This is a genomic window from Streptomyces sp. NPDC107454 (assembly GCF_055582885.1).
The window spans coordinates 91,080-109,400 of record NZ_JBVJPA010000005.1 but is presented as its reverse complement, the minus strand read 5'-3'; the positions used below and the strand labels follow the sequence as shown (position 1 = coordinate 109,400).

Annotated in this window: 18 protein-coding genes and 1 pseudogene; 8 read left to right on the top strand and 11 right to left on the bottom strand. The window is 70.1% G+C overall.

Annotation, left to right across the window (positions count from 1 at the left end):
- Positions 1-5 precede the first annotated feature (5 nt).
- On the top strand, positions 6-3,239 hold the full coding sequence (locus ACZ69M_RS13450; RefSeq protein ID WP_470049493.1) for an AfsR/SARP family transcriptional regulator: 3,234 nt from the start codon (positions 6-8) through the stop codon (positions 3,237-3,239).
- A gap of 68 nt (positions 3,240-3,307) precedes the next feature.
- Here the strand turns inward: ACZ69M_RS13450 and ACZ69M_RS13445 are convergent, their stop codons facing one another.
- Positions 3,308-4,999 carry a bifunctional 3'-5' exonuclease/DNA polymerase gene (locus ACZ69M_RS13445; protein WP_470049492.1) on the bottom strand — a complete coding sequence of 564 codons (1,692 nt, stop codon included), beginning with the start codon at positions 4,997-4,999 and terminating at the stop codon, positions 3,308-3,310.
- A gap of 47 nt (positions 5,000-5,046) precedes the next feature.
- Entirely contained in the window at positions 5,047-5,820 is a 774-nt protein-coding gene (locus tag ACZ69M_RS13440) for a Clp protease N-terminal domain-containing protein (RefSeq protein ID WP_470049491.1), read from the bottom strand.
- 126 nt (positions 5,821-5,946) lie between these two features.
- On the opposite strand from ACZ69M_RS13440, the gene ACZ69M_RS13435 reads away from it, so the two are divergent.
- Positions 5,947-7,095 carry a DUF2786 domain-containing protein gene (locus tag ACZ69M_RS13435; RefSeq protein WP_470049490.1) on the top strand — a complete coding sequence of 383 codons (1,149 nt, stop codon included), beginning with the start codon at positions 5,947-5,949 and terminating at the stop codon, positions 7,093-7,095.
- Positions 7,096-7,119: 24 nt separating this feature from the next.
- On the opposite strand, the gene ACZ69M_RS13430 is transcribed toward ACZ69M_RS13435, so the two are convergent.
- From ACZ69M_RS13430 to ACZ69M_RS13420, 3 genes and pseudogenes are all read right to left on the bottom strand, one after another.
- On the bottom strand, positions 7,120-7,668 hold the full coding sequence (locus ACZ69M_RS13430) for a DUF4232 domain-containing protein (protein WP_470049489.1): 549 nt from the start codon (positions 7,666-7,668) through the stop codon (positions 7,120-7,122).
- Positions 7,669-7,927: 259 nt separating this feature from the next.
- On the bottom strand, positions 7,928-8,392 hold the full coding sequence (locus ACZ69M_RS13425) for a hypothetical protein (protein WP_470049488.1): 465 nt from the start codon (positions 8,390-8,392) through the stop codon (positions 7,928-7,930).
- A gap of 178 nt (positions 8,393-8,570) precedes the next feature.
- Positions 8,571-8,734: pseudogene (locus ACZ69M_RS13420) on the bottom strand (uS14 family ribosomal protein); the annotation flags it as partial.
- 96 nt (positions 8,735-8,830) lie between these two features.
- On the opposite strand from ACZ69M_RS13420, the gene rpmG reads away from it, so the two are divergent.
- The 3 genes from rpmG to ACZ69M_RS13405 all read left to right on the top strand — a co-directional run bounded on the left by rpmG (position 8,831) and on the right by ACZ69M_RS13405 (position 10,444).
- Positions 8,831-8,995 (top strand): 50S ribosomal protein L33, encoded by a 165-nt coding sequence (gene rpmG / locus ACZ69M_RS13415; RefSeq protein ID WP_030846000.1) that lies wholly within the window; start codon positions 8,831-8,833, stop codon positions 8,993-8,995.
- A gap of 5 nt (positions 8,996-9,000) precedes the next feature.
- The gene (locus tag ACZ69M_RS13410) at positions 9,001-9,324 is read left to right on the top strand and encodes a type B 50S ribosomal protein L31 (protein ID WP_470049487.1); all 324 of its coding nucleotides are present in this window, start codon (positions 9,001-9,003) and stop codon (positions 9,322-9,324) included.
- A gap of 850 nt (positions 9,325-10,174) precedes the next feature.
- On the top strand, positions 10,175-10,444 hold the full coding sequence (locus ACZ69M_RS13405) for a DUF397 domain-containing protein (RefSeq protein WP_060896084.1): 270 nt from the start codon (positions 10,175-10,177) through the stop codon (positions 10,442-10,444).
- Positions 10,445-10,568: 124 nt separating this feature from the next.
- Here the strand turns inward: ACZ69M_RS13405 and ACZ69M_RS13400 are convergent, their stop codons facing one another.
- Positions 10,569-11,087 carry an ATP-binding protein gene (locus ACZ69M_RS13400; RefSeq protein WP_054237522.1) on the bottom strand — a complete coding sequence of 173 codons (519 nt, stop codon included), beginning with the start codon at positions 11,085-11,087 and terminating at the stop codon, positions 10,569-10,571.
- 337 nt (positions 11,088-11,424) lie between these two features.
- On the opposite strand from ACZ69M_RS13400, the gene ACZ69M_RS13395 reads away from it, so the two are divergent.
- From ACZ69M_RS13395 to ACZ69M_RS13385, 3 genes are all read left to right on the top strand, one after another.
- Positions 11,425-12,249: a helix-turn-helix domain-containing protein gene (locus ACZ69M_RS13395; RefSeq protein WP_054237466.1), complete on the top strand. Its 825-nt coding sequence runs from the start codon at positions 11,425-11,427 to the stop codon at positions 12,247-12,249.
- Between the two features lie 188 nt (positions 12,250-12,437).
- Positions 12,438-13,898 carry an aldehyde dehydrogenase family protein gene (locus ACZ69M_RS13390; RefSeq protein ID WP_403691828.1) on the top strand — a complete coding sequence of 487 codons (1,461 nt, stop codon included), beginning with the start codon at positions 12,438-12,440 and terminating at the stop codon, positions 13,896-13,898.
- A 50-nt stretch (positions 13,899-13,948) separates the two neighbouring features.
- Complete coding sequence (locus ACZ69M_RS13385; RefSeq protein ID WP_470049486.1) at positions 13,949-14,212, top strand: type II toxin-antitoxin system prevent-host-death family antitoxin; 264 nt, start codon at positions 13,949-13,951, stop codon at positions 14,210-14,212.
- Positions 14,213-14,251: 39 nt separating this feature from the next.
- On the opposite strand, the gene ACZ69M_RS13380 is transcribed toward ACZ69M_RS13385, so the two are convergent.
- From ACZ69M_RS13380 to ACZ69M_RS13360, 5 genes are all read right to left on the bottom strand, one after another.
- Positions 14,252-14,881 carry a Uma2 family endonuclease gene (locus ACZ69M_RS13380; RefSeq protein WP_470049485.1) on the bottom strand — a complete coding sequence of 210 codons (630 nt, stop codon included), beginning with the start codon at positions 14,879-14,881 and terminating at the stop codon, positions 14,252-14,254.
- A 128-nt stretch (positions 14,882-15,009) separates the two neighbouring features.
- Positions 15,010-15,723 carry an HNH endonuclease family protein gene (locus tag ACZ69M_RS13375; RefSeq protein ID WP_470049484.1) on the bottom strand — a complete coding sequence of 238 codons (714 nt, stop codon included), beginning with the start codon at positions 15,721-15,723 and terminating at the stop codon, positions 15,010-15,012.
- 5 nt (positions 15,724-15,728) lie between these two features.
- Positions 15,729-17,102, bottom strand: a complete 1,374-nt coding sequence (locus ACZ69M_RS13370; RefSeq protein WP_470049483.1) for an AAA family ATPase — start codon at positions 17,100-17,102, stop codon at positions 15,729-15,731.
- A 77-nt stretch (positions 17,103-17,179) separates the two neighbouring features.
- Positions 17,180-17,380, bottom strand: a complete 201-nt coding sequence (locus ACZ69M_RS13365) for a DUF397 domain-containing protein (protein WP_470049482.1) — start codon at positions 17,378-17,380, stop codon at positions 17,180-17,182.
- On the bottom strand, positions 17,299-18,216 hold the full coding sequence (locus ACZ69M_RS13360; RefSeq protein WP_470049481.1) for a helix-turn-helix domain-containing protein: 918 nt from the start codon (positions 18,214-18,216) through the stop codon (positions 17,299-17,301). Before ACZ69M_RS13360 ends, ACZ69M_RS13365 begins: the two co-directional genes overlap by 82 nt.
- Positions 18,217-18,321: the final 105 nt, after the last annotated feature.

Genomic DNA, 18,321 nt, shown 5'->3' with positions numbered 1-18,321 from the left:
GGGCTATGCGGTACGGGCTGCGGTTCGGGCTGCTGGGGCCTCCGGTGTTGTACGACGCCGACGGCGAGGTCCGCTCGATCGGCGGCGGCAAGATGCGCGCCCTGCTGGTCGCGCTGCTCCTGGAGCCGGGCCGGGTCGTCTCGGTGGACGCGCTCAAGGACGCGCTGTGGGGCGGGGCGCCGCCCGCGTCAGCGCAGGCCTCGTTGCAGAACCACGTCACCCGGCTGCGGCGGCTCCTCGACGATCCGGAGCGGCTGCGGGCCATGCCGCCCGGGTATCTCCTGCGGGTCGGCGAGGGCGAGTTGGACGTGCGCGTCTTCGAGTCCCACGTCACGGCGGCGCGCGCCGCGCACGCCGGGCGCGACTGGGAGCGGGCGCTGCGTGAGGCGCTGGCGGCGCTTGTGCTGTGGCGCGGCACACCGCTCGGCGGGGTCCCGCCCGAACTCGGCGGACACGCGCTCGTCCAGCGCCTGGAGGAGGCGCGGCTGCTCGTCCTTGAGTGCCGGTACGAGGCCGAGTTGCGGCTTGCGGGGCCGGGGGCCGGGGGGACCTTTGCGGGTGAGGGCGCCGCCGGTGACACCGCGCACGCCGGGGGCGCCGGTGGTACCGGGGTCGGCTGGGTTTTCGGTGACACCGGGGACCGCGGTGACGCCGGGGCCAGCGGAGTCTCCGCCGACGCAAAAGCAACGGAAGCCACCGGTGCTCCCAACACCTCCAACACCTCCAACACCTCCAACACCTCCAACGCCCCCGGCGTCACCCGACTCGCCGCCCTCGCACCCGAGTTGTCCGCACTGGTCGCCGAGCACCCCCTGCGTGAGGCCTTCCACCGGCTGCTGATGCTCGTACTGCACCGCACCGGACGTCAGGCCGAGGCCCTGGCCGTCCACCGCGACCTACGGGCTCGCCTGGTGGAGGAACTCGGTGTCGAGCCCGGGCCCGCGGTGCGCGCGGCGCATCTGGAGATCCTGCGTGAGCGGGCGGGGGAGAGCGATGCGTCCGCACCCGACCGGGACGGGAACGAGGGCGCGGGCGCAGACCGTGCGGAGCAGGCCGCCCCGGCGGTACCGGCCCCGCCCCGGCCCGCCCAGCTCCCGCCTCCGCCCGGGCACTTCACCGGCCGCGCCGACGTACGCCGGGAACTGAACGTGGCCCTCGACACGGCCCGGCGCCCCAGCCCCGCCGCTCCGGCCGTCGCCGTCATCAGCGGGATGGCCGGAGTCGGCAAGAGCGCCCTGGCGCTGCATGTGGCACACGGCCTGCGGGAACGTTTCCCCGACGGCCAGCTGTACGTCAACCTGCACGGCGCCACGCCCGGAATGACGCCCCTCACCCCCGGCCAGGCGCTCGCCGCGCTGTTGCGTGACCTCGGTGCCGAGCCGCGCCGGATCCCCGAACACCCGGACGCGGCCGCCGCGTTGCTCCGCTCGATGCTGGCTCCGACGCGCACCCTGATGGTGCTCGACGACGCCGCGCACGCCGCTCAGGTACGGCCGCTGCTGCCCGCGGGCGCAGGGTGCGCGGTGATCGTGACGAGCCGTTCACCGCTCACCGCGCTGGACGGCGCGCGGCGCTTCCCGCTCGCGCCGCTCTCGGTGGAGGACAGCGCGGCGCTGCTGCGCGCGGTGTCCGGGCGGGTGGACGGCCTCGACAGTGCGCACCCCCTCGTCGAGCTCACCGGTCGGCTCCCGCTCGCCCTGCGTGTGGTCGCGGCCCGCCTCGCCGCGCGCCGCGCGCTCACGCCGGACGTCCTCGCCAGTCAACTGACCGCCACCGAAGGGAGGTTGCATCATCTGGAGTACGACGACCTGAGTGTCCGCAGATCGCTGGCCGTCGCGCTCGACGCGCTGCGTGCCTCGGAGCGTGAGGCCGACCAGGACGCGGCGCTCGTGCTGCGCGGCATCGGCGCGCTCGACCTCCCCGTGTACGGGGCGCCCCTGCTCGCCCGGCTCTCCGGCGTCGCCGAGTTCCGTGCCGAGGCCGCCCTCGACCGCCTCGTCGACGTCGCGCTCCTGGAGGAGACGGCGTACGGCCGCTACGCGCCCCACGACCTCGTCCGCGACTTCGCCCGGGAGATCGCGGGCGAGACGGACGGGGAGCCCGGGGACGGGGGCGCGGGCATCCACGTGTCCGAGCGGGCGTTGCGCTGGTACGCCGGTGTCGCCGCCCGCTCCCTCGAAGCGATCGTCGAGCCGGGCCTCGACCGCGAGGACCGCAGCCGGCCGACCGCCGCGCAACCGGGCGCGCACACGGTGGACGCCGCGGCCACGCCGCCGTTCTGCACCGCCAGGGATGCCTTCACCTGGGGTGACCTGGAACTGGAGAACGTGGTGGCGCTGGTGGAGCGGTACGCGGACACCTCCGCGTACGTTCCCGTGCTGGTGCGGCTGCTCAACCCCTATCTCCAGCGCAGCGGGCGCGTCCCGGAGTCGGAGGTGCTCCTGCGGGCCGCGCTGGGCGCGGCGCGGCGGCTCGGGGACGAGGCCGCGCAGGCGTACGCGCTCGGGGACCTCGCGGGGCTGCACTTCATGACGGGCCGCGCGAGCGAGGCGCTCACGCTGAACGACGAGGCGCTGGCGATCTGGCGGCGGCTCGGGGTGCTGTCGTGGATCCGGCGCGGTCTGAACAACCGCGGCATGCTCCTGGAGGGGCTGGGCCGCCATGCCGAGTCCAGCGAGGCGCTGCTGCAGAGCCTCGAACTCTCCCGGGAGCTGGGCGACCCGCACACCGAGGCCATCACCTACAGCCACCTCGGCAATCTGTACGAGCACACGGACCCCCGGGCCGCCATCGACCACCACAAGCGCAGCCTGGCGATCGGCGACGCGATGGACGACGTGATCATCCGGCACTCCGCGCACTGCAACATCGGCTACGCCCACCTGACGCTCGGCGAACCGGCCGCCGCCGTACCGCACTTCGAGGAGAGCCTGCGCATCCTCGGCGGTCACGGAGACTGGCACGGGGAGTCGCAGACGCGGCTCGGGCTGGTGCGCGCGCTGCGCGGGGTGGGGCATGCCGAACGGGCCACGCGCGAGTGCGACCTGCTGCTCTCCCGCGCCGATCAGCGCGCCGACCGGTACACCGGCGGGCTCGCCCGGCATCAGCTGGGGCTGCTGCTGCATGCGCAGGGGGATGCCGGAGGGGCGCACGAGCTGTGGAAGTCGGCGCTCGCGGCGCTGGACGGGACGGACACCTCGGTGGTGGGAGCGCTGAGGGAACTCCTGGAGGAGGAGTAGGCCGCCTGGAGGAGGCCGGCTGGAGGAGCCGGTCACCTGGGGGCGTGAGACGCGGGCCGTCGTCCGGGTCACTTCGCGTCCGCGTAGCACTCCACCACCGCCGTCGTGAACGGGAAGTGGACCGGGCTCTCGCCGAACGTCAGCCGTCCCGCCAGCTCCGCCGCCTCCCGGATCGCGGCCACGACCGCGTCCGCCTCGTCGGCCGGACAGTGCACGATCACCTCGTCGTGCTGGAAGAAGACCAGCTCTGCGGCGAGGTCCGCGCAGGTGCGCCGGAGGGCGGCGAGCAGCAGCAGCGCCCAGTCGGCGGCGCTGCCCTGGACGACGAAGTTGCGTGCGAAGCGGCCTCGGGCACGGGAGTTGGAGGAGGCGTAGCCCGGCACCCAGCCCTGGTCTCCGAGGGGCTCGGCGGGTTCGTCCTGCGGGATGCCCGCCTCCTCCGAGGAGGCGTCCGACGCACCGGCCGCCGGGGGGCTCGTCCGCCCCAGCCACGTCCGTACGAGTCGGCCCTCCTCGCCGGCCCGCGCCGCGTCGTCCACGTAGGCGACGGCGCGGGGGAAGCGTCTTCTCAGCGCGGCCAGGTTCTTCAGGCCGTCGCCGGACGTCTGCCCGTACACCGCGCCGAGCACGGCGAGTTTGGCCTGTGCCCGGTCGCCGGCGAACGCCCGGTCCGACACCGACTGGTACAGGTCGCTCTCCCGGCCCGCGACCTCCATCAGGCCGGGGTCGCGCGAGATCGCGGCCAGCACCCGCGGTTCCATCTGGTCGGCGTCGGCCACCACGAGCCGCCAGCCCGGGTCGGCGACGACGGCACGCCGGATCACCTTGGGGATCTGCAGGGCGCCGCCGCCGTTGGTCACCCAGCGGCCGGTGACGGTCCCGCCGGGCAGGTACTCGGGCCGGAAGCGTCCGTCGCGCACCCAGTCCTGGAGCCAGGACCAGCCGTGCGCCACCCAGATCCGGTACAGCTTCTTGTATTCCAGCAGCGGTTTCACGGCAGGGTGCTCGATGGTCTCGATCTCCCACCGCCGGGTGGACTTGATCTTGATTCCGGCCTGTGCGAAGGCCTTGACGACGTCGGCGGGCAGGTCGGGGCGGACGCGTCTGCCGAAGGCGGCCGACACCTCGTCCGTGAGCTCGGCGAGGCGTCTGGGCTCGCCGCCGCCCGCGTACCGCTCGCCGAGCAGCTCGTGCAGAACCTCGCGGTGGACGTCCGCGCGCCACGGCAGCCCGGTGCGGTTCATCTCGGCCGCCACCAGCATGCCCGCGGACTCGGCCGTGGTCAGCAGGTGCATGCGCTCCGGGTGCGCGGTCGTGTCGTGCCGGCGGCGCTGATCGGCGTACACCGCCAGGAGGTCTTCCAGGGGTACGTGGACCGGGCGCGGCTCGAAGAGGGACGACTGCGAGCCGGGCTCGGCGGAGCGCTGCGGGGGATCCGGCGGTACGGGGCCGCCGCGCAGCCTCGCCAGCGCGGCGGCCGCCGACCGGGGTTCGCCGAGCCGGCCCTCGTGGCCGAGCAGCAGTGTCTCGGCGGCCTCGATGTCGTAACACCGCTCCACTCGCACCCCGGCGGCGAGCAGACGCGGATAGACCTCGGCCGTGGACCGCCAGACCCACCGGACCACGTCGGGTCGCCCCCGCACGGCCTCGACCAGGTCCGCCTCCCTGCGCACCGGCCCCGCGGGCAGCCCGTCGGAGCCGAGGGGGGCGACCTCCGCACCACCGTCCTCGGCCGGCCCGAGAGCCCACCGGTCGCTCATGGTTCCGAGTCTCGCAGGGGGGTCTGACAACGGCCGCGGACGCGACCCTACTGATCTTCTCGCTGGTCCTTCTGGGGGTCCTGCTGCTGGTCCTGCTGCTGTCCCCCCACCGCGATGACCTCCAGCACGCGCGCGAGGTAGGTCTCCGCCGCTGTCTTGTCGATGCCGAGGCCACTGAGGACGCCGTTGCCGTTCTCGTACTCCAGGAGGGCCAGGAGGATGTGTTCGGTGCCGATGTAGTTGTGGCCGAGGCGCAGGGCCTCGCGGAAGGTGAGTTCCAGGGCCTTCTTGGCGGCGGGGCCGTACGGGATGAGTTCCGGGACCTCCTCGGCCGCCGGCGGGAGCGCCGCGGTCGCGGCCTCGCGGACGGCGTCCAGGGGCACGCCCTGCGCGGTGATCGCCTTCGCGGCGAGCCCCTCGGGCTCGGAGAGGAGGCCGAGGACGAGGTGCTCGGTGAGTCCCTCCGCGTTGCCCGCGGCCTTCGCCTCGTTGTGCGCGGCCATGACCGCGTTCCGGGCGCGGGGCGTGTAGCGGCCGAAGCCCTGGCTGGGGTCGAGGTCCGACTCGGCCTTGGGGACGAAGCGCTTCTGCGCCGCCTGCCGGGTGACCCCCATGCTCTTGCCGATGTCCGTCCAGGACGCGCCCGAACGCCGGGCCTGGTCCACGAAGTGGCCGATCAGGTGGTCGGCCACGTCGCCGAGGTGGTCCGCCGCGATCACCGCGTCCTGGAGCTGGTCGAGCGCGTCGGTGTGGACCTTCTTGATGGCCTCGATGAGGTCGTCGAGACGTACGGATGCCTTGACAGGTGGGTTCGTCGTCATGTGTCAACCGTAGGTTGACAGGTGGAGAGTGTCAACCCGAAGTTGACACTCTCCGGGTTCCCGTCCACGCTTCTCTGTCCACAGGGTGTGGACGGCCCGCTTCGGCGGGCGTGACACGATCGACGCATGAGCAGTACGCCCAGCGCCGTGGAGCGCGCCTTCGAGACCGCGCTCTACGCCGACAGCGACGCGGCCCTCGACACGGGCGCCTCGTTGCTCGCCGCCGACCCCGCTTCCGACGCCGAACTCGCCCGCCGCGGCGAGGAGTTCGTCGCCTCGGCGTGGCGTCGCGGCTGGCAGCCCGCCGATGTCGTACGGATCGTGCGGCGCGAACTGGACGAGGTGCACCTGCAGCTGGTGTCGGAGCTGGTGCGCGCGGAGGCCGGCCGGGACCGGCGGCCCCGGGGCCCGCGCTGGGCGGCGCAGCTCGATGAGCTGGACGCCCGCGCCCCGCGCACCGACCGCTTCTCGCTCGCGACCGCCGCGCTGGAGCTCTACCGGCTGCTGCTCCGCCTCCCCACTCTCGAACCCCTCGACACGCACCTGTCCGACGGCGCGTCACGGCACCCGGCCGCCCCGCAGGAATCCCGCATGCTCACCCGTATCCGCGCCCTGCTCGCCAAGGCCGAGGCGACCGGATTCCCGGAGGAGGCGGAGGCGCTGAGCGCCAAGGCCCAGGAGCTGATGGCCCGGCACAGCATCGACGAGGCGCTGCTCGCGGCCCGTACGCACGCCAAGGACGCGCCCGGCGCCTGCCGCATCGGTGTCGAGCCGCCGTACGAGACGGCCAAGGCGGTGCTGCTGGACGCGGTGGCCGACACGAACCGCTGTCGCGCTGTGTGGAACGAGTCGCTCGGATTCTCGACCGTCGTCGGCTTCGAACCCGACCTGGAGGCCGTCGAACTCCTCTACACCTCGCTGCTCGTGCAGGCCACGGCCGCGATGACGAAGGCGGAGGCGGCCCAGCGGGCCGGGGGAAGGAAGCGGACGAAGAGCTTCCGGCAGTCGTTCCTGGCCGCGTACGCGCACCGGATCGGCGACCGGCTGGCGACCGCCGCCGAGGGGGCCGAGGGGGAGGCCGCGTCGCAGGCCCCGGTGGCGGAGCTGCTGCCCGTCCTGGCGGCCCGTGACGTGGCGGTCAACGACCACATGGAGCGGATGTTCCCGGACACCGTCACCACCCGGCTGCGCGGGGTCAACGACGCGGCCGGATGGCAGGAAGGGGCCGCGGCGGCGGACCGCGCCCAGGTCAGGGCGCGTCCGCCACTTCGCTGACGCCCGGCTTGCGCCGGGAGCCGCTCAGTCGCCCGCGGGCTGGAACGAGCTCACGGTGGCGTTCGGGTCGTTGGGGCCGGTCTTGCCCGCGAGGGGACCGTACGACCACTTGAAGCTCTGGGTGGTGGCGGCGCCGGGCAGGCCGATCTTCAGCGTGGTCGCGGCGAGGCTCTTCCCGTCGCCCGCCGTGCCCCGTACGTAGGTGATCGTGAAGGAGGCGGTACCGCTCGCCGCCAACGTCAGCTTCGGCGGGGTCGCGGACTTCTCCTCGGGTACGTCGGTACCCGTGCCCCCGTCCAGCACCTTGACGGCGGGGAAGCCCTGAAGGGTGCACTCGGCGCCCTTGTTGGTGAGCGTGACGGGCACGTTGCCGGTGTCGCCGGCGGCCGGGGCGGCGTTGGCGGGGCCGACCTGGATGCCGATCTGGTCGATCTTGCAGGCCGTGGAGGCGGCGGCGGAGGCGGTCGAGGCCTTCTTGCCGCCGTCACTGCCGCTGCTGCTGCCGCCGCTGTCGCAGGCGGTGAGGGTGAGTGCCGCCGCGGCGGCGACGACGGCGATCGGAAGGGCGCGCATGGGTTTCCCCCTGGGTTCGTGAAGGTGCTCATGGATCATCACGCAGACCGGTGGGCGCGCGTTGCGCGGCCCCCCTGTCACACGCCTCTCCCGTGCCGCATATATCCCGAATGTGACCCGAAGGCCGCCCCGCGTCGCCGGTATGAGCGACGGACACACGAACGGGCCGCGGAGTCCCAGGGACTCCGCGGCCCGCCGCCAAGAGCCGACTGGGGTGGATCGGTGCAGGTCAGGGCAGGTCAGGGAGGGGTCGGGCCGGTCAGGAGCCCAGGCTCGCCGTCGGCAGTCCCGACGGGAGCTGACCGCCCTCGGCCTTCGTGTACGACTCCTTGCCGAGGTTCCCCGACCAGGTGACCTTCAGCGTCGCGCTGTTCACGGAGTCGACCATGCCCGTCGCGCGGTCCTTGTTCCCGTCCGTGCACTTGAGGTGGATCATCTGCATGCCCGCCTCGTCACCGGCGGTCCCGGTGCACACGGTGCCGCCCGTCGTGAAGAGCCCGGCCTGCTTGCCGGTGATCACCAGCGCCACGGCCTTGCCGCCGGTCGTGGCCACCCAACTGCCCTCCAGCTTGCTGGTGGCGGCCGACGGGGTGCCCGAGTCGCCGCCCGTGCCGGCCGTCCCCGAGGCGGACGCGCCGGGACTCGCGGACCCGTCCCCGGATCCCGAGTCGCTGCTGCACCCGGTGAGCGCGAGCGTGCCCGCCAGACCGGCGGCCAAGGCCATGGCCGCGCCCCGGGTCCGCCGACGCGGAAGAGTCGCCGAAGTCGCCGATGTCACTGAAGCCCCCAAGGGTGATGGTGTGGCTGGGGTCGCCGGAACGACCGCAGCAAGCTATCAGCCACACTCACGAACACCCTGAGCGAGACATCGGGAGAACTTACGAATCTTCTGAGGGAGCCGTCTACCAGGACGACTTGCGGACACCCGGCAGGAATCCGGCGTACGCCTGCTCCCGCAGATTCACCCGGGACACCCCGAAGGCGCGCAGGTAGCCACGGGGCGACGACCGTCCACGCTGTCGCTGTCGCGGACGAGGGTGGCGCTCGCGTCGCGCGGCCGGCGGAGGATCTCCTTCGGTTCGGCCCGCCGTGCAGCCGCACGTGACGCACCTCTCTCCGAAACGTCTTGGAAATGGGAGTCATTTTCATTAACATGCCAGCCATGGCACGCAACGAACTCCGTCCCGTCATCAAGCTCCGGTCCACGGCCGGGACCGGCTTCACGTACGTCACCCGCAAGAACCGGCGCAACGACCCGGACCGGATGACCCTGCGCAAGTTCGACCCGGTCGCCGGCCGGCACGTCGACTTCCGAGAGGAGCGCTGACCGTCATGCGCGAGGGAATCCACCCGGAGTACGGCCCTGTCGTCTTCCGCGACCGCGCCGCGAACCACGCCTTTCTCACCCGCTCGACGCTCGCCGCCACGGCGGGCGAGAAGACGATCGAATGGCAGGACGGCCACACCTACCCCGTGGTGGACGTCGAGATCTCGAACGTGAGCCACCCCTTCTACACGGGCAACGCGCGGGTGCTGGACACCGCGGGCCGCGTGGAACGCTTCGAGCGCCGCTACGGAGCGGCCGGCGACGCGCTCGGCAGGGCGCGTGGCGAGGCGGGCGGTAAGGCGGGCGCCGAGCGCGGCGGTGTCGGCTGACACCGTCCTCGCACCTCTGCGTCGTGACCGTCGGCGGCCTGCACGCGGAAGCGCGGCGGGCCGCCGACGCGCGGCTGCTCGCTCGCGCGATCAAGAACGCGCGCGAGATGGCGCTGCTGCCGTACTCCGGTACCGGCCGCTGATCCCACCCGGCCGACACACTCCACTCCGTGGAGAGGCGGAGGGGAAGCGCCCGCTCGCCCACGAACGGAACGGGCTCCGCCGTACGAACGCTTCCGGCGCGACCGTCCCAAGGGTCTCGGCGAACTCTTCGACCACATGGGTACTGAAGCCGAAGCCGGGACCGAGGCTGAGACTGAACCAGGCGGCGGCAAGTCGTGAATCCCGTCCGGACAGAGCCCCGCCCCACGCTCCGGAGGGGCGATCCGCTTCGCCGGCACCGTCGACGTGCGGATTCCCGCGCACGAGCCGGAACGGATGCCGCGCGTCCGGTGGGCCGACAACGATCCCGTGACCCCTCCGGATTGGGCCATTACGTGAACGTTGAAACTCGAAGGGCCCGGTACGCGTCTCTTCTTATTGCATGAGGGATTCGACCCGGACGACCCAGCGCGGATGATGGCGTGGAAGATCATGCACGGGGGCCGGGGGGCGCATGTCATGCGTTCCCCGGGGCAGACGCTGAACCAGATGCGGCCCGGCGAGTACCAGGCAGTAGTCGGGCGGTCAACACTCGGTAGTCAAATGGCGGTAAAAGCTGTAACCGTGGGACCACCCCCCGTGCACGTGCATCTGCCCATGCATCTGCACATGAACAGAGCTATGATCCGGGGCAGTTGGCCACTGCATCAATGGCCACATCGGCCACTGCACGACCGGGGAGCGACTTGTGGACCACGACGTGTACGACGTGGATGACCTGGACGACGTGTACAACGGCATGGCTGCGACCGAGCTGACCGGGGTGGCCTGGCAGAAGAGCAGGCACAGCAACTCGCAGGGCTCCTGCGTGGAGTTCGCGAGGCTGCCCGGAGGTGACGTGGCGGTGCGGAACTCGCGGTTCCCGGAAGGGCCCGCGCTCGTCTACACCCGCGCCGAGATCGAAGCCATGCTCCTGGGCATCAAGGACGGCGAGTTCGACCACCTGATCGCCGGCTGACATGAGTCGGTGCCGCACACCCGGGCGCGCCTTCGGGCGGGGCAACCGGCGTAACTGACGGCAACGACCCTCTCGCGGCGCGTAACGCGCGTAGAACCGCGGCGCCAAAAAGCGCCGCGGTTCTCTATTCGGCCGAAACCCCGCCGGCGGCCGGCTGCGGAAGTCTGAAGAGCGCCCACACGACCTTGCCGCTGAGCGTTCCCGCGAGCGGGTGCCAGCCCCAGCTGTCGGCGAACGAGTCGACCAGGAACAGGCCCCGGCCCGACTCCGCCGAGAAGTCCTCCGAGTCGCCCGCGACCGGACTGTCGTGACTGGGGTCGCGCACCGCGCACACCAGACGTGAGGTCCACCGCATCAAGTGCAGCCGCACGGGCGGGCCTTGGTCGTCCGAACGGGGCGTGTCCGAGGGCAGGGCGTGCCGCAGGGCGTTGGTCACGAGCTCGGAGACCACCAGGCAGACATCGTCGAAGCGCTCGCCGATGTCCCACTGGTCCAGCGTTCTGCGGGTGAACTGCCGAGCTTCGCGCACCGCTTCGTAGCGCGCCGGCAGGGCGCAGGAAGCGGCGCTGGACACGGCCGCGGGGTCGAGCGGCGGAAGTCCCTGCCGTAAGGGCTCGAGCATGGTCGATCCATTCGTCCCCATGCGAGGCACTCCCGGGTGTTCGCGGTCGTTGCGATGCAGCGGTGGCGCGAGGACCATGGTTCCGAATGCGTACAGCAGATGCAAGGGCAGATGCACGTGCACGCGCCCGAATTGGACCTTCCTCCACCCTTTCTTGGTCATTTCTTCTGTCACCTTCTTCCCGCTTGTTGACCCTCTAGTGATCTTTTCCTGTGTGGCCCCTTTGGACTCTTTCCGTTTCTGTAACTGAACGAGTACTGCTTGAAGTGTTTTAGTGGCAGACTTCGGCCCTTGAAGACGGTTGGGGAGGCGGACGAACGTGAGCGCTGGTGAGTCGAGCGGCTCGGTGGTGCGGCGCATGCTGCTGGGATCACATCTGCGGCGCCTGCGGGAGTCGCGCGGAATCACCCGGGAAGCGGCCGGTTACTCGATCCGTGCCTCCGAATCGAAGATCAGCCGCATGGAGTTGGGACGGGTGAGCTTCAAGACGCGCGACGTCGAGGACCTGCTGACGCTGTACGGCATCACCGACGAGGCCGAGCGCACGTCGCTCGTCTCCCTCGCCAAGGAGGCCAACGTCGCGGGTTGGTGGCACAGTTACTCGGACGTCCTGCCCAGCTGGTTCCCGACCTACGTCGGCCTGGAGGGCGCGGCCCATCTGATCCGGTCGTACGAAGTCCAGTTCGTGCACGGCCTGTTGCAGACGGAGGCCTACGCCCACGCGGTCGTCGCGCGCGGCATGCGGGGCGCCTCGCCCGCCGACATCGAGCGGCGCGTCGCGCTGCGCCTGGAGCGGCAGAAGTACCTCGTCTCCGAGAAGGCCCCGGAGTTCCACATCGTCCTCGACGAGGCCGCGCTGCGCCGCCCTTACGGCGACCGCGAGGTGATGCGCGGGCAACTCCAGCATCTGATCGAGGTGTCGGAGCGCCCCAACGTACGACTTCAGGTCATGCCGTTCAGCTTCGGCGGCCACTCGGGCGAGAGCGGTTCCTTCACCATCCTGAGCTTCCCCGAGTCCGACCTGTCGGACGTCGTCTATCTGGAGCAGCTCACCAGCGCGCTCTACCTGGACAAACGCGAGGACGTCACCCAGTACGAAGGCGCGCTCAAGCAGTTGCAGCAGGACAGCCCCGGGCCCTCCGAGAGCCGCGATCTGCTGCGGGGACTGCTCCAGCTCTCCTGACCTTCTCCCCGCCACCTCCGGTGAGTCTTCACAGTCTGTTCGCCTGTGAGTCTTCGTGGACTCTTCGGAGGTGCTCTCCAACTCCCTTTGGACGCAAGTACGATGACGTCTGATCAGACGTTGATCGGATGTGTCTGCTGACTCAGACTCGGATGTCTGCCTCGGCAGCAAGGGGATTGAGGGAGCACATGTCGTCCTACTTCACCGACTTGGCCCAGCAGTACATCGACGGCGAGTGGCGCCAGGGCACCGGCTCCTGGGACATCATCGATTTCAACCCGTACAACGGCGAGAAACTGGCGTCGATCACGATAGCCACGGTCGACGAGGTCGACGAGGCCTACCTCGCCGCCCGGCGCGCCCAGAAGGAATGGGCCGCGACCAACCCGTACGCCCGTCGTGCCGTCTTCGAGAAGGCCCTGCGCCTCATCGAGGAGCGCGAGGCCGAGATCACCGAGGTGATCATCGCCGAGCTCGGCGGCACCCACCTCAAGGCGGGCTTCGAGCTCCACCTCGCCAAGGAGTTCCTGCGCGAGTCGATCCAGCTGGCGCTGCGCCCCGAGGGCAAGATCCTCCCCTCGCCGATCGACGGCAAGGAGAACCGCCTCTACCGCGTCCCCGTCGGTGTCGTCGGCGTGATCAGCCCCTTCAACTTCCCCTTCCTGCTCTCCCTGAAGTCCGTCGCGCCGGCCCTGGCGCTCGGCAACGGCGTGGTCCTCAAGCCGCACCAGAACACCCCGATCGTCGGCGGCTCCCTGGTGGCGAAGATCTTCGAGGACGCGGGCCTGCCCGGCGGTCTGCTCAACGTCGTCATCACCGACATCGCCGAGATCGGCGACGCCTTCATCGAGCACCCCGTGCCGAAGGTCATCTCCTTCACCGGCTCCGACAAGGTCGGCCGCCATGTCGCCACCGTCTGCGCCTCGCACTTCAAGAGCGCGGTGCTGGAGCTCGGCGGCAACAGCGCCCTGGTGGTCCTCGACGACGCGGACATCGACTACGCCGTCGACGCGGCGGTCTTCAGCCGCTACGTCCACCAGGGCCAGGTCTGCATGGCCGCCAACCGCGTTCTCGTGGACCGCTCGATCGCGGACGAGTTCACCGAGAAGTTCGTCGCCAAGGTGAAGACGCTGAAGGTCGGCGACCCGAGCGACCCCCAGACGATCATCGGCCCGGTCATCAACTCCTCCCAGGCGGACTCGCTCACCGGCGCGGTCGACCAGGCGATCGCCGAGGGCGCCACGGCCCTGGTGCGCGGCGCCACCACCGACAACCTCGTCGAGCCGACCGTCCTGACGGACCTGCCCGCCGACTCCGCCATCCTCCGGCAGGAGATCTTCGGCCCGGTCGCGCTCCTCGTCACCTTCGACGGTGAGGAGGAGGCCGTCCGCATCGTCAACGACACCCCGTACGGGCTCAGCGGCGCCGTGCACACCGCCGACGTCGAGCGCGGTGTCGCCTTCGCCAAGCAGATCGACACCGGCATGTTCCACGTCAACGACGGCACCGTCCACGACGAGCCGCTGGTCCCCTTCGGCGGCGAGAAGCACTCCGGCATCGGCCGCCTGAACGGCGAGACGACCGTCGACGCCTTCACCACCCAGAAGTGGATCTCGGTCCAGCACGGCCGAAGCTTCTTCCCGTTCTGAGCCGTCGGTTTCGACGTCGGCAGACATGCATCCAGGTGTAGACAGGGTGCATGTCTGCCACGTATTCCCTCGCTGAGGCGAGGGGCAAGCTGGACGATCTCGTGCGCCGGGCTGCCCTGCACGAGCACATCACTCTGAATGACGAGGGTGCTCCGGTCGCTGTTCTGATGTCCTGCGCAGAGTTTGACGGACTTGAGGACGCCTTGGCCCTTGCCCGCCTAGAGCGTGACCGGGCCCTCGGACGTACGGAGGCGCCCGTCCCGCACAACGCGGCGTGCCGCGCGCTGCTCGAAGCGGCCCGGAGAGGCGATTGACCTGACGGGTCTGCGTCAGCCTCGTCCGTGGGATGCGTGCTAATCAAGTTCGATCAGCGCGCGGAGGTCGATGTCGACGGGGAAGGGGACCACAGTGGTGAGCTTGTCGGTGTGAACGGGCCGGTCGGGCCGGGGGATGAAGACCCCACTGTCCTCGTCGCGCCAGAACTGGTGCACCACCGGAACATCGTCCGCGCCGCGCTCGACTCGCCAGTAATGGGTAATTTCGGCCTCGGCGTACATGCCGGGTTTGCGGAAACGGTCCATGCCGCGAGACCCGGGGGAGACCACCTCAACGGCAAGGACCACGCAGGCGACCGGCGTGCAGTCCAGGGTGCGGATGTCGATCCCGGTCTTGTCGTATACAACGATGTCCGGCTTGGGGACGTTGTTGTCGTCGAACTGGGTCCAGCGCTCGACTTCGGTGCCGTACGGCGGGCGCTGTGCGCTCCTCAGCTGGAAGTACAGCTCGTTCCGCACCCGGTCGTGCCACCATGTCGTCGCCCCACGTACCACGATGTTCCCATCCAAGAGTTCCCAGTAGAACGGGACGTCCAGCTCCTTGACCTGGTCCCATGTCCAGCCCTCCTCGGGCGGGAACATCCAGTTCTCAGGAGTAGCTCGCGGGTCCTGCCCGGTGTGTGCCTGTGCGGCCATGACTGCTCCCATGAAGGAGATCGTGAGCGGTGGTGCTCTCAGCTGTTCCCCGTACGACGGTAGCGTCACTCGCCCGAGTGAGGGGGCAACGTTCCTGCGGCCTTGCCGGATGCCTTAGTGGTGGGTAGTCGGCCACGGCCTCACTGCTGGGCCTGTCGCCACGCCACGAGTGCCTGGCCCAGCTCCCGGCCATACGTCAGCTCCGCGACGGTGGCAGTGCGGGCCCGTAGGCACAGGGTGCGCAGCACATCGCCGAAGGGCTCCTCAAGCAAGGCCAAGGCGGTCTCGGCCGCTCCTTCCAGGTCACCCCGGAGCACCTTCGCGTGCCACACCGGCAGCAGATCACGGTAAAGCCGGTAGGCACGGACCCGACCGCGTCTCAGGACCTCTCGGTTGAGGTCGAAAACGGTGATCGACTCCCGGCCCTTCGCCGTCAGACCGTCGTACGTCCCCGACGCGGGCAGCAGCGCCAGATGGTCGGCCGGATCGTCGGTGCTGGGATCCAGCAGCAGGCGCTCCCCGGTGTGCGCGTCGCAGGGGTACGCCTCGCGCTTCGCGTTGCTGTTGCAGTACGAGCAGGCCAGCAGGTGGTTCAGCCAGTCGAAGGTACGCAGCGGAGCGAGGGCCTTGGGCTGGAAGTGGTCGATGTCGGTGCCCTGGCTGTCCAGGCAGTACATGCAGCGCTGGATGGCGGGGGCCATGAGGTGGAGCAGGACGCGTATCTCGCGCTTGGCCGCGCGGCTGCTGCCCCACACAGAGTCCGCGGCTGCACTGTCGGCCCCCTTCTTCACGACCCGGTCGGTGCCGCTCGCGAGCAGCTTCAGTAACTCCTGCGGGGCAGGCAGACGCGTCACCGGGATCACCGGCCGCCTCCGAGCCTCGCCGCCACCTCGTCAACGCGCGCAGACAGGGAGCTGGTGAGCAGCTCGGTCAGTTCCCGGTACTCGCGCAGCTCCGCTTCGTCGGCTTGGTCACGGAATACCTTCCGCTCCAGCTCTACGAGCCGGCCACGCTGCTTCTCGGCCTCGTTGGAGTACGGCGTCTCCAGGCCGAACAGCTCGGACAGCACGGCGTCGTCACCGCTTCCGTACACGACGCGCCGGTACAGCGCCTCGTCGACGACCTCGGGGCCACGCCGTTCCTCCGGCCCCGGCAGGCGGATCAGCCCGCCCGGGTCGGCCGCCTGGCAGATGTACGGACTGTGGCTGGTGACGATGAACTGGATCCGCGGGAAGTGCAGGCGCAGCCAGCCGCCTATCCGCCGCTGCCAGGTGACGTGGAGATGGGCGTCCACCTCGTCGATGATCACCACACCGGGCATCCGGACCACGGGGTGCCCCTCGTCGTCCTTGCCCGCGTCGAGCGTTCCGTAGGCGTTCTGCAACTGCCGCACGATGTCCAGGACCAGGGAGGCGACGGTACGGAAGCCGTCGCTCATCTCCCGGAGGGGGTAGGCGCGTTCGGGATCTCCGTCCGGGGCCACCCACAGCCCGTCGGAGGTCACACGCAGCGCGCGGTAGCCGTCGGGCAGCAGTTCGTCGGAGAGCAGCTCCAGGATGGTCTCCAACAACTCGGCGGCGTCCTGCTGCTCCTCCAGGCTCCGATGCCTCAGCTCCTTGAGCCAGGCGACGCCTTCGGCCAGGGACGCGTCCTCGTGGAAGAGGGAGGCCATACGTCCCGCGGGACCGGGCGCGAGCATCAGCCGCTGCGCCTCGCCGCTTCCGCCCGCCAGCCGCCGGAACGGTCCGTAGGCGGCGCAGAACCAGCCTTGTGGGTTGGTTGCCCAGGGACCGCGTGCGGCGCCTCTCCAGCCGTAGTCCTCACCGTCGAAGGGAGACAGCTGGGGCTGCGGTGGTGCCCCGTAGCGCGGCCCGTCCGTCTGGTTCTCGGGGATTGCCCAGTCGAGGCCGAGGACGATGCGGCCGTCGGGTGCCCTGCCACGTCCGGTGAGTCGGTCGACGGCGTAGTCGGGCTGGACGTGCACCTGCGCCCATGCCGACTGCTCACCGCTGGTGATCCAGCCGCTGAAGTCCTGCACGAGGGTGCGGGCCACCTGGGGGCCGGCGACGGCGAGCGCGAGGGCGCGGAGGAGCGTGGACTTGCCAGAGCCGTTGCGTCCGGCGAGTACGGTCCAGCTGCCACCGTCCTGCGGTATGGGCAGCCGGAGTTCGTCCACGGCACGCTCGGCGGTGAAGCCTCTGACGTTCGAGAAGCCGATTGCGGATACGTACACCTGTCCTCCCCTCGCCCTCGTGCGCTGGGCGGGGTCAGCCTCTCATGAGGGGCTGACACGGGGGAGGTGCGGTGGCTTCAGTCCTTGAGGTGGGCGATGAAGGCCGTCCAGGCGGAGGTGGTGACGACCAGGGCGGGGGCTTCGGGGCGCTTGCTGTCGCGGATGGGGGTGAGGGTGGGGTAGTTGTCGGCTACCTCTACGCAGTTGCCCCCGTCGGCATTGCTGTAGCTCGACTTACGCCACACGGCTCCGCTGAGGTCGAGTCGAGGGGGGTGCATGATGTGCTGGCCTCCAAGATTGTTCGGATCAGTGCCACGGACTGCCGTGGCGAGAGCGCCGAGTCTCGCAATAGATCGTAGGACAGTCTGAGCTGTTCCACATCAGTCGGATCCTCGACGAGGTGTCCCGAGTATGCGCCTTCGGTGTACGCGATGTTCCTTCCGTCCGGCAGCCATAGCAGCGTGAGCGAACCACCGAGAATGTGCTGTAGACCGGCGGAGAAGGGCAACACCTGAAGCGTGATGGTCGGAAGTTCAGCCAGCTCCAGAAGGCGCTCCAACTGCTGCTTCCACTGGGCAGGATCACGCAGAGCGCGTCGTACGGCGGACTCGTCCAGTACTGCTCGGAACTCCATGGCGTCGGCGCCGTGCAACAGAACCTGCCGACCCAGGCGGGCTGCTACTTGTTCGTCCAGTTCGCTCTCGTCCTTGGGGCGTGCGGTCCGCAGTTGCTCACGAATGTACGGTTCGGTCTGCAACAGGCCAGGGATCGTAGAGCAGGCGTACTCGTACCGCATGGTCGCTTCCTTCTCGCGGTCCATGAAGTGCTTGTACTTGTCTTTGATGACGTCGTTTCTCGCCAACTCCCAGAGATCAATGAGGTGTTCTCCCGTCCCGTACACCTTGTCCAGCGCCTCCATAACCTCCGGAGACCCCAGCTTCACCCCCGTCTCCAGCTTGTGCAGATATGTGCGGTCGTACGTCGTCTCGCCGGCGAGGTCGCTCAGCGACTTGCCGGACTGCTCGCGCAACCGCGCGAGTTCCTTGGCCAGCACCAGCCTTGCTGACCCGTTGTGATGGTTACTGCGGCTCGGATTGGCCTTGCGTGGCGGCATCGCTCGCGCCCCCTGTGGTCCTGACGTGCGGGCCTACGCCCCTCCACTACCGAGAGTAGCCCGCCGCCCGTCACGCTGGAGTGGCATTCGGCAACTCCGCGTAAC